The organism is Streptomyces sp. NPDC096105 (genome assembly GCF_044763335.1).
GTDB lineage: Bacteria > Actinomycetota > Actinomycetes > Streptomycetales > Streptomycetaceae > Streptomyces.
The window spans coordinates 407,700-420,285 of sequence record NZ_JBIWGC010000004.1 but is presented as its reverse complement, the minus strand read 5'-3'; the positions used below and the strand labels follow the sequence as shown (position 1 = coordinate 420,285).

The 12,586-nt window shown below is 73.8% G+C and carries 10 protein-coding genes; 3 read left to right on the top strand and 7 right to left on the bottom strand.

Annotation, left to right across the window (positions count from 1 at the left end; translation table 11 throughout):
• Nucleotides 1-210 precede the first annotated feature (210 nt).
• Nucleotides 211-588, bottom strand: coding sequence for an STAS domain-containing protein (locus ACIQ8B_RS09770; RefSeq protein ID WP_106413887.1), 378 nt, complete (start codon nucleotides 586-588; stop codon nucleotides 211-213).
• 249 nt (nucleotides 589-837) lie between these two features.
• On the opposite strand from ACIQ8B_RS09770, the gene ACIQ8B_RS09765 reads away from it, so the two are divergent.
• Nucleotides 838-1,752, top strand: a complete 915-nt coding sequence (locus ACIQ8B_RS09765) for an RNA polymerase sigma factor SigF (RefSeq protein ID WP_290000985.1) — start codon at nucleotides 838-840, stop codon at nucleotides 1,750-1,752.
• A gap of 84 nt (nucleotides 1,753-1,836) precedes the next feature.
• On the opposite strand, the gene hutI is transcribed toward ACIQ8B_RS09765, so the two are convergent.
• Genes hutI through hutU form a run of 4 tightly spaced genes read right to left on the bottom strand, consistent with a single transcriptional unit; the run spans nucleotide 1,837 to nucleotide 7,356 of the window.
• The gene (gene hutI, locus ACIQ8B_RS09760; protein WP_403546362.1) at nucleotides 1,837-3,009 is read right to left on the bottom strand and encodes an imidazolonepropionase; all 1,173 of its coding nucleotides are present in this window, start codon (nucleotides 3,007-3,009) and stop codon (nucleotides 1,837-1,839) included.
• Nucleotides 3,010-3,026: 17 nt separating this feature from the next.
• Entirely contained in the window at nucleotides 3,027-4,370 is a 1,344-nt protein-coding gene (locus ACIQ8B_RS09755; protein ID WP_403546361.1) for a formimidoylglutamate deiminase, read from the bottom strand.
• A complete protein-coding gene (locus ACIQ8B_RS09750) occupies nucleotides 4,367-5,641 on the bottom strand; it encodes an allantoate amidohydrolase (protein ID WP_403546360.1) in 1,275 nt (424 codons plus the stop codon). The genes ACIQ8B_RS09755 and ACIQ8B_RS09750 overlap by 4 nt, the downstream gene beginning before the upstream one ends.
• Nucleotides 5,638-7,356 carry a urocanate hydratase gene (gene hutU, locus ACIQ8B_RS09745; protein WP_290000994.1) on the bottom strand — a complete coding sequence of 573 codons (1,719 nt, stop codon included), beginning with the start codon at nucleotides 7,354-7,356 and terminating at the stop codon, nucleotides 5,638-5,640. Before hutU ends, ACIQ8B_RS09750 begins: the two co-directional genes overlap by 4 nt.
• A gap of 119 nt (nucleotides 7,357-7,475) precedes the next feature.
• Between hutU and ACIQ8B_RS09740 the strand changes: the two genes are divergently transcribed.
• Nucleotides 7,476-8,888 (top strand): diaminopimelate decarboxylase, encoded by a 1,413-nt coding sequence (locus ACIQ8B_RS09740; RefSeq protein ID WP_403546359.1) that lies wholly within the window; start codon nucleotides 7,476-7,478, stop codon nucleotides 8,886-8,888.
• An 80-nt stretch (nucleotides 8,889-8,968) separates the two neighbouring features.
• Here ACIQ8B_RS09740 and ACIQ8B_RS09735 read toward each other — a convergent pair whose 3' ends face one another.
• Together ACIQ8B_RS09735 and ACIQ8B_RS09730 are read right to left on the bottom strand one after the other, a co-directional pair.
• Nucleotides 8,969-9,553, bottom strand: coding sequence for a hypothetical protein (locus ACIQ8B_RS09735; RefSeq protein ID WP_290000998.1), 585 nt, complete (start codon nucleotides 9,551-9,553; stop codon nucleotides 8,969-8,971).
• A 171-nt stretch (nucleotides 9,554-9,724) separates the two neighbouring features.
• On the bottom strand, nucleotides 9,725-10,567 hold the full coding sequence (locus ACIQ8B_RS09730; protein WP_106413880.1) for a MurR/RpiR family transcriptional regulator: 843 nt from the start codon (nucleotides 10,565-10,567) through the stop codon (nucleotides 9,725-9,727).
• Between the two features lie 283 nt (nucleotides 10,568-10,850).
• On the opposite strand from ACIQ8B_RS09730, the gene ACIQ8B_RS09725 reads away from it, so the two are divergent.
• Nucleotides 10,851-12,551: an LCP family protein gene (locus ACIQ8B_RS09725; RefSeq protein WP_403546358.1), complete on the top strand. Its 1,701-nt coding sequence runs from the start codon at nucleotides 10,851-10,853 to the stop codon at nucleotides 12,549-12,551.
• Nucleotides 12,552-12,586: the final 35 nt, after the last annotated feature.

Genomic DNA, 12,586 nt, shown 5'->3' with positions numbered 1-12,586 from the left:
ACCATCGAAATATTCCGTACTCGGTCAGTCACGCGCGGACGGCCCGAACGGTTCTCGGCGCCCTCCCGGCCACCGCGTCCGGGACGTTCAGGGTGTCTCCTGCCCGAGCCGTCCGCCGGGACACCCCCGTATTCGCACGAAAAGACGCGCCGGGGGTCCCCGTCGCCGGCGGGTGCGGCGCGAGCACCCCGCCGGGCCTGCCCGCGCGCGTCACGCCGAATCGTCGGCCAGGGCCGCCTCGAGCGTGTCGTGAACGGCGAACACCGCGTCCGCCCCCGTGATCTCGAACACGCGCGCGACAACGGGCTGCATCCCCACGAGGTGCACCCCGCCTCCGCCCGCCTCGGCCTTCAGCCGGGCGCCGAGCAGCACGTTCAGCCCCGTGGAGTCACAGAACTCCAGCCGGGAGCAGTCGATGACAAGCCGCTTGAAACCCTTGGCGAGGCAGTCCTCCAGTGGCTCCCGCAACAGATCGGCGGTGTGGTGGTCCAACTCACCCGCCGGGGTCACGACGGCACTGGGGCCCTCTTCTCGCACCTCGACCAGAAGCCGGCCCGACTGTGCGCTGCCGACCGTCCCGCGGTCCATGCCGTCTCTCTCTCCCGAGGTCGTGGCTGTTCCTGACGCCCTCGAACATTACGCCTTCCGGCTACGCATCGACACTCTAACAATCGCGCACAAACGGACATAACCGAACAGAACGCACTTGCACCGGGCTTCGAGCAGCCGGTAGGGCTAGTAAGACACGTACCCGACACGGCCGGCTTTGGAGGCGCCGCACACCGCAGTGCACGTATCGGCTTCGGCAGCCATATGCCGAGAACGATGGAGGACATCATGTCACCCCGGCTCGACGCATCGCCTACCCGAGAAGCGACGTCGACACCACCTCCGGAACATCTGGATCCCATCGAGCAGGGCGACCTGGGAGTCGACCCGGACGGCCTCCTCGCCGGACTTCCGGAGATCCCCCCGTACGACGAGGTGGGCCCGGTGGACGCACGGGCCCTGTCCAAGACCCTGTTCGAGCGCCTGGAGTCGCTCGACGAAGGCAGTCCCGAGTACTCGTACGTACGCACCACGCTCGTCGAACTGAACCTCGCCCTGGTCAAGTTCGCCGCCTCCCGGTTCCGCTCGCGCAGCGAGCCCATGGAGGACATCATCCAGGTCGGCACCATCGGCCTGATCAAGGCGATCGACCGCTTCGAACACACGCGGGGTGTGGAGTTCCCCACCTTCGCGATGCCGACCATCATCGGCGAGATCAAGCGCTTCTTCCGCGACACCTCGTGGTCCGTGCGCGTGCCGCGCCGCCTGCAGGAACTGCGGCTGGACCTGGCCAAGGCCGGTGACGAACTGGCCCAGCAGCTCGACCGCGCGCCGACGGTGGCCGAGCTGGCGGACCGGCTGGGCATCACACCCGACGAGGTCGTCGAGGGCATGGCCGCGTCGAACGCGTACACCGCCTCCTCGCTGGACGCCCAGCCCGAGGAGGACGACACCGAGGGCGCGCTGGCCGACCGGATCGGCTACGAGGACCACGGGCTCGAAGGCATCGAGTACATCGAGTCGTTGAAGCCGCTGATCGCCGAACTGCCGTCGCGGGACCGGAAGATCCTGTCGCTGCGGTTCGTCGCCGGCATGACCCAGTCGGAGATCGGCGAGGAGCTCGGCATCTCCCAGATGCACGTCTCCCGGCTGCTGTCCCGGACGCTGGTGAAGCTGCGCAAGGGCCTCACGGTCGAGGAGTGATTCCCGCCACATGACGTCCGTCCCCCGGAGGGCGGCCCGGGTCCGGGCCGCCCTCCGGGGGTCCGGGGGCCGTTCAGCGGCCTCTCAGACCCGCCGTACGCCCCTGCGCCACACGCCCGTGACCAGCGGGACGCCCGGCCGGTAGGCCAGGTGGACATGGCTGGGGGCGTCGAGCAGCACCAGGTCCGCGTACGCGCCCGGGACGAGCCGGCCGACGTCGGTGCGCCGCAGTGCCGCCGCGCCGCCCGCCGTGGCCGCCCAGACGGCCTCGTCGGGCGTCATCCCCATGTCCCGTACGGCGAGCGCGACGCAGAACGGCACCGACGAGGTGAAGGACGAGCCGGGGTTGCAGTCGGTGGACAGCGCCACCGTCGCTCCCGCGTCCAGCAGCCGCCGGGCGTCCGGCCACGCGGCGCGGGTGGAGAATTCCGCGCCGGGCAGCAGCGTGGCGACGGTCGCGCTGTGCGCCAGCGCGTCCACGTCGGCGTCGGTGAGGTGGGTGCAGTGGTCGGCGCTGGCCGCGTCCAGCTCCACGGCCAGCCGCACGCCGGGGCCGTACGAGAGCTGGTTGGCGTGGACCCGCGGGTGCAGGCCCTTCGCGCGGCCGGCGGTGAGGATCGCGCGTGCCTGGTCGCCGTCGAAGGCGCCCTCCTCGCAGAACACGTCGATCCAGCGGGCGTGCGGCGCGCAGGCGTCCAGCATCTCGCCGGTGACCAGGGCGACGTAGCCGGCCGGGTCGTCGGCGTACTCGGGGGCGACGACGTGGGCGCCGAGATAGGTGACCTCGTCGGTGTGGCGGGCGGCGAGGCGCAGGGCGCGCGCCTCGTCCTCGACCGTCAGGCCGTAGCCGGACTTGGTCTCGAAGGTCGTGGTGCCCTGGCGCAGCGCCTCCGCCAGGTGGCGGGTGAGATTCGTCTCCAGTTCCGCCTCGGTCGCGGCGCGGGTCGCGGCGACGGTGGTGCGGATGCCGCCCGCGCTGTACGGGCGGCCCGACATGCGGGCGTTGAACTCCTCGGTGCGGTCCCCGGCGAACACCAGGTGGGAGTGGGAGTCGACGAAGCCCGGCAGGACCGCGCGGCCGCCCGCGTCGACCCGGTGGTCGGTGGCGGGTGCTCTGCTTGCGGGACCGGTCCACACGACGCGGTCGTCCTCCATGACGACGGCCGCGTCCCGGACCAGGCCGAGGGGGTCCGTGTCGCGGAGGGAGGGGTCGTTGGTGACCAGTGTGGCGATGTTGGTGATGACGGTGGCGCTCATGGTGTCCTCATGGGTCGTCAGGCGCGCAAGTCCTGGATCGCCTGCGCGAGGGCTCCGGGCACGTCGGGGACCAGCGTGTGCGCCCCGTCGCGCACCACGTGCCGGCCTGCCACGACCGTGTGCCGCACGTCGGCGGCCGTCGCGGCGAACACGGCTGTCTCCGCGCCCAGCCGGGGCGGCGGTCCCGCCGTCCTGACCGAGTCGAGCGCGACGGTGGTGAGGTCGGCGCGCGCCCCGGCCCCGATGACGCCGGTGTCGTCCCAGCCGAGCGCCGCGTGCCCGTCGACGGTCGCCGCGCGCAGCAGGGCCGCGGCCGTCCAGTGGCCCCGGGTGCGGGTGCGCAGCCGCTCGTTCAGCTCCATCGCGCGCGCCTCCTCGAAGAGGTCGACGACGGCGTGGCTGTCGGAGCCGAGGCTGAGCGGGGAGCCCTCGTTCTGCAGGGCCGCGGCGGGTCCGATGCCGTCCGCGAGGTCGCGTTCGGTGGTGGGGCACATGCAGGTGCCGGTGCCGCTGCCGCCGATCAGCGAGACGTCCTCGGGGGTGAGGTGGGTGTGGTGCACGCCGGTGGTGCGCGGACCGAGCACGCCGTGCAGGGCGAGCAGCTGGGCGGGGGTGCAGCCGTGTGCCTCCCGGCAGGCGTCGTTCTCGGCGGTCTGCTCGGACAGGTGCACGTGCAGCGGGGCCCGCCGCTCCTCGGCCCAGCGCGCCACGGTCGACAACTGCTCGGCGGGCACGGCCCGTACGGAGTGCACGGCCGCGCCGATCCGCGCGTGGTCCCGGTCCCTGAGGAGTGAGGAGCGTGCGGCCCAGGCGTCCGCGTCGCCGTCGGAGAAGCGGAGCTGGTGGGCGGTGGGCGGCCGGCCGAAGCCGGAGGAGAGGTAGGCGGTGTCGAGGAGGGTGATCCGGATGCCGGCCTCGGCGGCGGCCGCGAGGAGCGCCTCCCCCATGGCGTTGGGATCGGCGTAGGGCGTGCCGCCGGGCGCGTGGTGCACGTAGTGGAACTCGCCGACCGTCGTGATCCCGGCCAGCGCCATCTCGGCGTACACGGCGCGGGCGAGGGCGTGGTAGCGGTCCGGGGTGAGCCGCTCGGCGGTGGCGTACATGACCTCGCGCCAGGTCCAGAAGGTGCCGGAGCCGACCTGGACGGTGGAGCGCAGGGCGCGGTGGAAGGCGTGGCTGTGGGCGTTCGCCAGTCCGGGGAGGGTCAGTCCGCGCAGGATCTCGGCGCCGGGCGGGGGCGCGGGGGCGCCGGTGCGGACGGCGGCGATGCGCCCGTCCGCCACGTCGAGGGCGACGCCCGGCTCGACGTGCGTGCCGAGCCAGGCGTGCTCCAGCCAGTACGTCCGCGGGGTGGCGGTCACGGGGCGGCCAGTCCTTCCAGTACGTCGGCGAGGGCGAGGACCCCGGCCACGCAGTCGTCCTCGGCGGCGAACTCGGCCGGGGAGTGCGAGACGCCGGTGGGGTTGCGTACGAACAGCATGGCGGTCGGGACGCGTCCCGCGAGGATGCCGGCGTCGTGTCCGGCGCCGGTGCCGAGGACGGGCACCTTCAGGCCGGTGTCCGCGCCCAGGATGCGGGCGAGCCGGTCGCGCAGGGCGTGGTCGAACTCGACGACGGGGGTGAAGGACTCGCGCTCCACGTCCAGGTGGACGCCGTGGGCGGCGGCGTACGCGCGGGCGGCCCGCTCCACCCCGCCGACCACCGCGTCCAGTCGCTCCTGGTCGGCGGCCCGGGAGTCGAGCCAGCCGCGCACCAGGGAGGGCACGGCGTTGACGCCGTTGGGCTCGACGGACAGCTTGCCGAACGTGGCGACCGCGTCCGCGTGTTCGGCCTCGCGGCGGGCGGCGAGGACGGTCTCGGCGTACGGCAGCATCGGGTCGTGCCGGTCGGCGAGCCGGGTGGTGCCGGCGTGGTTGGCCTCGCCGCGGAAGTCGAACCGCCAGCGGCCGTGCGGCCAGATCGCGGACGCGACGCCGATCCGGTCGCCGGTGAGGTCCAGCGCCCGGCCCTGCTCGACGTGCAGTTCGACGAACGCGCCGATGCGGCCGAGGCGTACGGGGTCGGGGCCGATGGCGTCCGGGTCGTGGCCGGCGGTCTCCATGGCCTGCGGGAGGGTGATGCCGTCGGCGTCGGTGAGCCGGTGGGCCTGTTCGACGGTGAGGGCGCCCGCGGTGAGCCGGGAGCCGACGCAGGCGAGCCCGAAGCGGGCGCCCTCCTCGTCGCCGAAGTTGACGATGCCGAGCGGCTTCGTCGGACGGACGCCCCGGTGGCGCAGTTCGTCGAGGGCGGCGAAGGCGGAGACGACGCCGAGGGGGCCGTCGAAGGCCCCGCCGTCGGGCACGGAGTCCAGGTGCGACCCGGTGACCACGGCGTCCCCCTCGGCGGGATCGCCGAGCCAGGCCCACTGGTTGCCGTTGCGGTCCACCTCGTAGGTGAGGCCGCGGCGGCGGGCCTGTCCGCGGAACCAGTCCCGGCAGTCGGCGTCGGCGCCGGTCCAGGCGAACCGGCGGTAGCCGCCGCTCGTGGAGTTCCGTCCGACGGGCAGCAGTTGCCGCCACATCTCGTGGAAGGAGTCCTGCTCGGCCGCGGGCCGGACGGAGGGCACCGGGGCGGCGGGGGTGGGGCGGGTCATGCCTGCTCGCCCTCGCGCATGGGGATGCGCACGCCCCGCTCGTCCGCGACCGACTCGGCGATGTCGTACCCGGCGTCGACATGCCGGACGACGCCCATGCCGGGGTCGTTGGTGAGCACCCGCCGGATCTTCTCGCCGGCCAGGGCGGTGCCGTCGGCGACGGTGACCTGCCCGGCGTGGATCGAGCGGCCCATGCCGACGCCCCCGCCGTGGTGGAGGGACACCCAGGAGGCCCCGGAGGCGACGTTCACCATGGCGTTGAGCAGCGGCCAGTCGGCGATGGCGTCGGAGCCGTCGAGCATCGCCTCGGTCTCCCGGTAGGGGGAGGCCACGGACCCGCAGTCGAGGTGGTCGCGGCCGATGACGACCGGTGCGGACAGTTCGCCGCTCGCGACCATGTCGTTGAAGCGCTCGCCGGCCCTGTCGCGTTCGCCGTAGCCGAGCCAGCAGATGCGGGCGGGCAGGCCCTGGAAGCGGACCCGCTCCCCGGCCATCCTGATCCAGCGGGCGAGGGACTCGTTCTCCGGGAACAGGTCGAGGACCGCCCGGTCGGTCCTCGCGATGTCGGCGGGGTCGCCGGAGAGGGCGGCCCAGCGGAAGGGGCCCTTGCCCTCGCAGAACAACGGGCGGATGTAGGCGGGGACGAAGCCGGGGAAGGCGAACGCCCGCTCGTACCCGGCGAGCTGGGCCTCGCCGCGGATCGAGTTGCCGTAGTCGAAGACCTCGGCGCCCGCGTCCTGGAAGCCGACCATCGCCTCGACGTGCCGGGCCATGGACTCGCGGGCGCGCGTGGTGAAGCCGGCCGGGTCCTTGGCGGCCGCGTCGGCCATGTCCTCGAAGGCCGTGCCGAGGGGCAGGTAGGCCAGGGGGTCGTGGGCGGAGGTCTGGTCGGTGACGATGTCGACCGGGGCGCCCATGGCGAGGAGCTGCGGGACGGTCTCGGCCGCGTTGCCGAGCACGCCGATGGACAAGGGCCTGCGGCGGTCGCGGGCCTCGGTGGCGAGCCGCAGCGCGTGGTCGAGGGAGTCGGCGCGGACGTCGAGGTAGCGGTGCTCGATGCGGCGTTCGATGGCGCGCGGGTCGCAGTCGACGCAGATCGCCACGCCGTCGTTCATGGTTACGGCGAGCGGCTGGGCGCCGCCCATGCCGCCGAGTCCGGCGGTGAGGGTGATCGTGCCGGCGAGCGAGCCGCCGAAGCGCTTGGCGGCGACGGCGGCGAAGGTCTCGTAGGTGCCCTGGAGGATGCCCTGGGTGCCGATGTAGATCCAGGAGCCGGCGGTCATCTGCCCGTACATGGTCAGGCCGAGCTGCTCCAGGCGGCGGAACTCCTCCCAGTTCGCCCAGTCGCCGACCAGGTTGGAGTTGGCGATGAGGACGCGCGGCGCCCACTCGTGGGTCCGCATGACGCCGACGGGGCGGCCGGACTGGACGAGCATCGTCTCGTCCTGCTTGAGGGTCTTCAGCGTGCGGACCATGGCGTCGAAGGAGCGCCAGTCGCGGGCCGCCTTGCCGGTGCCGCCGTAGACGACGAGCTTGTCGGGGTGCTCGGCGACCTCCGGGTCGAGGTTGTTCTGCAGCATCCGCAGGGCGGCCTCCTGCTGCCATCCGAGAGCGCTCAGCTCGCTGCCGCGCGGCGCTCGGACAGGACCGGGGGGCGGCCCGTAGGGGCTCGGCCGAGGGTGGGGGCGGGAGACGGGCGGGCGGGGTCCGGACATGGGGTGCCTCCAGGGTGCCGACGTCGTCTGCAGATATTCATATCCTCATGAGCTGAATAGACCTAGTCAACACCGGGGGTGCGTCGGCACGGCCGTCCGGGGGATGTTTGGCTGGACGCATGCGCGCGAACGAGCAGACCGATGACAGGACGGACGGCATGACGGCCGGGGCGGACCCGCGGGCCGCCGGACGGGCGGCCCGCCGGGACGCGGCGGTGCGGGCGGCCGTGGAGCAGGGGCTCCTCGACGCCGGCGTGCCCCTCGTGGCGCTGCTGGACGTCACCGGCATCCGTGAGTCGGCGGCGGACCTGCGGGCCGCGTTCGAGGCGGTGACCGCGCCCGGCACGCCGGTGCTGCACGCCTTCGCGGTCAAGGCGAGCCCGCTGGTGCCGGTGCTGCGGCTGCTGCGCGAGGAGGGCATCGGCGCGGAGGTGGCGAGCCCGGGCGAGCTGGCGCTGGCGCGCGCCGCGGGCGTGGAGCCGGGGCGCACGGTGCTGGACTCCCCCGCCAAGACGCACGCCGAGCTGCGGGAGGCGCTGGAGCTGGGCATCGCCGTCAACGCGGACAACCCGCAGGAGCTGGAGCGCATCGACGCGCTGGTGGCCGGCACGGACATCCGCCCGCCGCTCGGCATCCGGGTGAACCCGCAGGTCGGAGGCGGTTCCATCGAGGCGCTGTCGACCGCCACGGCCACCTCGAAGTTCGGTGTGGCGCTGCGCGACGAGGGCGCGCGGGAGTGGGTGGTCCAGGCGTACCTGGACCGGCCGTGGCTGACCCGGCTGCACGCCCACACCGGCTCCCAGGGCATCGCCCTGACGATGATGGCGCGCGGGGTCGCGGAGACGTACGAGCTGGCGGAGGAGATCAACCGGCGGGCCGGGCGGCGCCAGGTCGACACCCTCGACATCGGCGGCGGACTGCCGGTGAACTTCGCCTCCGAGGAGAGCCGCCCCGGCTACGCGGAGTACGCGCGGCTGCTGAAGGAGACGGTGCCGGGGCTGTTCGACGGGCGGTACGGGCTGGTCACCGAGTTCGGCCGGTCCCTGCTGGCCAAGCACGGCACGATGGTCACGCGCGTGGAGTACGCCAAGAGCGCGGGCGGCCGGCCGGTCGCGGTGACCCACGCGGGCGTGCAGGTGGCGACGCGCACGGTGTACGCGCCGGCGTCGTGGCCGCTGCGGATCGCCGCGTACGACGCGAAGGGGCTGCCCAAGGAGGGCCCGGCGGTCCTCCAGGACGTGGCGGGACCGGCCTGCTTCGCGGGCGACCTGCTGGCACAGGGACAGGAGCTGCCGCTGCTGGAGCAGGGCGACCACGCGGCGGTGCTGGACACCGGCGCGTACTACTTCGCGCACCACTACGCGTACAACTCGCTCCCCCGCCCGGCCGTCCTCGGCTTCACGCAGGACGCCTCCGGCGCGATCACCTTCGCGACGGTCCGCCCGGCCCAGCCGGTCGAGGAGATCGTCACGGAGTCCGGCGCTGCCCACAGGGACGCCCTGACGGGGCTGGGGAACACGCCTCCGGCGTGACCGGCGGGGATGCGGGCTCCCCCGGCACGGGTACGCCTGAACGCCCCGGGCGCGTGGCCGCCACGCGCCCGGGGTGCCGGCTACGCCGCCGTCACGAGCCTGCGGCGGGCCCCGCCAGGGGCCGCGTCGCCCGCGGCGATGCCGGTCGTGCGGTAGGCCTTGACGGCGCGTCCGGCGGGACGGCCCGCGCCCTTGCGGAGCCAGTCGACGCGGACCCACAGCAGCACGTCCTCGGCCTGCTCCAGGCGGCCGATCCACGCCGCCTTCAGCCACAGCCCCACACCGCACCCGGCGAGCAGCAGACCGGCCGCGGCGGGCGCCGCGAACGCCGAGCCGAGCGCGGCGAGGAAGGCGAGCAGCAGCCACCAGCGGTGCGCCCGGCGCCAGTTGCGCGCGGTCACCGCGCGGTCCTGCAGCACGTCGTGCCGGCCCGCCCGGGCCGCCGCCCGGGCCAGTGCGCGGTACCGGCCCCGCCGCGTGAGCGCCACGAGGGCCGCGGCCACGAGGAACAGCCCGGCTCCGCCGAGCGCGCCGATCCGCAGCCCCGTCAGGCCCGGCACGAACGCCCCGGCACCCGCGGCGACGACTCCCAGCCACCACAGTGGCGCGGCCCCGGCCCGTACGACGACGGCCACCCGGGCCAGCCCCTGTCCTCCGCGTGTCACGTCCAGCCTCCCGTCATCCGATTCCTGAGGAAGTCCATCTGTGGGAAGTCCCTTGCCAGTGGTCCTTCACCTGTGGAACGCCTTCGAGGGAAGTCCCCTGCGACGGACGCTAGCGCGGCAAGCTGAGACGAGTCTGAGAAGACGCGGCGGACGACCCCCGCGCCGTGCCCGTCACTCCACGAACAGCCCGCGCGCCGCCGCCCGGGCGTCGAACTCCTCCAGCCGTGCCTGCGCGTCCGGCAGGTCGTCGCACATCGCCTCCAGCAGGACCCGCCCCAGCAGCATCGGCGCGCACGCGGTGTCGAACACCAGCGCCGTGCCGACGGCGGCCGGCAGCAGCAGGTCGGACACCTTGGCGACCGGCGCGAACGGCGAGTCGGCGACGGTGACCACGGTCAGCCCCGCCTCCTTGGCGTGGACGAGCGCGTCGAGGACCTCGCGCGGATGCCGCGGCAGCGCGAAGCACAGCAGCGCCGACGCCCCGGCCCGCACGGCGGCGTCGATCCGGTCGGGCAGCATGGTGCCGCCCTCGTTGAGCAGCCGTACGTCCGGGTGGACCTTGGCGGCGAAGTAGGCGAAGCCGTGCGCCTGGGCGGCTGCGGCCCGCAGGCCGAGCACGGGCAGCGGCCGGCTCGCCGCCAGCACGCCCCCCGCCCGCCGCACGGGCTCCGGGTCGGCCAGCACCTCCGCGAGGTGGCGCAGGTTCTCGATCTCGGCCTCGACGGCCTGCTGGTACGCGTTGTACGAGCCGGTCTCCGGGGCGGGCTCGGCCGGCGCGGCCTCGCGCAGGTGCCGGCGCAGCGCGGGGTACCCGTCGAAGCCGAGGGCGACCGCGAACCGGGTCACGGAGGGCTGGCTCACCCCGGCCAGCTCGGCCAGCTCCACGCTCGACAGGAACGGCACGTCGGCGGCGCGCCGCACCATGCTGTGCGCGATGCGCCGCTGGGTCGGCGTCAGCCGGTGCCCCTCGAAGAGCGCCTGGAGACGCGCCGCGGGGCTCTCGGTGCCGCTCATGACCTGGCTCCCCCTCGGCCGTCCCCGGCCCATTCATCCGTCGTGACTTCTGCATGCCGTTATACAGGCGAACGCCCCGCCGCGTCGGACGGGCACCGCACCGCGCGGAGGTCACGCCACGAACCGCTTCCCGGACCCGCCTCCCGGACACGTCCGGATCTCGACGATTCCGCCACGACGTCCGCGCGTCCGGGAACGGCCGGACAGCGTAACTCGTCGAACATATAAACCATTTCAAACTCAGGTGCCCCACGGGGCACCTGGCGCAGAACGGGGTGGGGGCGTGGACGCGCACAGTCGTGGGCGGGCGGACGGGAGCGATCCCGCCGACCAGTGGGTGCTCAATCCGCGGACCGGTGACTACGAGCTGAGGCCGGACGGCGCCGCCCCGCCCCCGCCCCCGGCCCCCCGCCGACGCACCCCCCACACCCCCGGCCCGCGTCCCGACGGCCCCCGCGACCGGCCCCCCGGCCCACGCGACCGTGACGGCGGCCCCGCCGCCGACGGCCCCCGCGACGCCCACCGCCGCAAGCGCAAGCAGCCGAAGAAGTCCGGCAGGCGCAAGGCGCTGATGTGGACCGGGGGCACGCTGGGCCTGGTCCTCGTCGCCGGCTCGGCGTTCGCGTCCTACTGGTACGACCGCCTGTACGGGAACATCGACACCGTCGACATCGGTGACGTGGGCAGCGACACGGTCCTCGGGGACGGCCCGGCCGACATCCTCGTCATCGGCAACGACGTCCGCACCGGCAAGGGCAACGAGGCGTACGGCAACCGGGACAACGTGACCGGGCACGCCGACACCACGCTCCTGTTCCACGTCGCGGGGGACCGGTCCAACGCCACGGTGGTGAGCATCCCCCGCGACCTGATGACCGAGATACCGGACTGCGAGACCCGCACGGCGGACGGCTCGACGAAGACGGTCCCCGGCTCGCAGGGCGCCACCCGGTTCAACGAGTCGTACGGCGTGGAGGGCCGCGACCCGGGCTGCACCATGCGCACGGTCGAGCAGCTCACCGGCGTGGACGTGGACCACTTCATGATGTTCGACTTCAACGCCGTCAAGACGCTGTCCACGGCGGTCGGCGGCGTCGAGGTGTGCCTGGAGAAGCCGCTGAAGGACACCGAGGGCGGCACCGACCTCGACCTCCCGGCCGGCAAGAGCACGATCCAGGGCGAGGACGCGCTGTCGTTCCTGCGCAACCGGCACGGTCTGAAGAACGAGAGCGACCTGGACCGGATCGGCATGCAGCAGAAGTTCGTCGCGTCGATGCTGCGCCGGCTCAAGGAGGACACCCTCGGCAGCCCGTCCACGATGCTGGACGTCGCCGACGCGGCCACCAAGTCCCTCACCGTGGACAAGGGCATCGGCAGCCCCGGCAAGCTGCTCGCCCTCGCCGGGGAACTCGGGAAGATCGACCTGAAGAACATCACCCTGATGACGCTCCCGGTCATCGACAACCCGGACGAGCCGACGCCCGTCACCGTCGTCCCCGACCCGGTCAAGGCGCCGCAGGTGTTCTCCATGCTCCGGGACGACGTGTCGTTCACCGAGGTGAAGAAGCAGCGGAAGAAGGCCGAGGACGAGCGGGACGCGCTGCTGAGGGGGGAGCGGGCCGAGGCGTCCGCCGTGCGCGTCGACGTCCTCAACGGCGGCGGCCCGCAGGGCGCGGCGCGGGACACCGTCGTCTGGCTGCGGAACAGCGAGGGGGTGTCCCGGTCGTCGAACCAGGGCAACGCCCCCGCGAAGGTCGCCCGCACCCGGCTCGTGTACGCCCCGGACCAGGCCGGCCAGGCCCGTAGGCTCGCCGACCTGATGGGCCTGCCCGCCGCCGCGCTGAAGCCCTCCGCGGACGCCGGCGACGGGCCGATGACGCTCACCCTCGGCCCCGACTTCAAGAAGGCCGGGGTGCCGGTCGCGACGCCGAAGAAGGTCGACGTCCCGCAGTCCCGGGCCGACGACAGGATGTGCGAGGGCTGACACGGCGGCGGGCCCGAGGGCGGGAACGGGGGTTA

Bases quoted from the DNA above. Each gene is read 5' to 3' on its own strand.
- ACIQ8B_RS09770 (WP_106413887.1), bottom strand. From the start codon at position 588: ATGGACCGCGGGACGGTCGGCAGCGCACAGTCGGGCCGGCTTCTGGTC.
- ACIQ8B_RS09765 (WP_290000985.1), top strand. From the start codon at position 838: ATGTCACCCCGGCTCGACGCATCGCCTACCCGAGAAGCGACGTCGACA.
- hutI (WP_403546362.1), bottom strand. From the start codon at position 3,009: ATGAGCGCCACCGTCATCACCAACATCGCCACACTGGTCACCAACGAC.
- ACIQ8B_RS09750 (WP_403546360.1), bottom strand. From the start codon at position 5,641: ATGACCCGCCCCACCCCCGCCGCCCCGGTGCCCTCCGTCCGGCCCGCG.
- hutU (WP_290000994.1), bottom strand. From the start codon at position 7,356: ATGTCCGGACCCCGCCCGCCCGTCTCCCGCCCCCACCCTCGGCCGAGC.
- ACIQ8B_RS09740 (WP_403546359.1), top strand. From the start codon at position 7,476: ATGCGCGCGAACGAGCAGACCGATGACAGGACGGACGGCATGACGGCC.
- ACIQ8B_RS09730 (WP_106413880.1), bottom strand. From the start codon at position 10,567: ATGAGCGGCACCGAGAGCCCCGCGGCGCGTCTCCAGGCGCTCTTCGAG.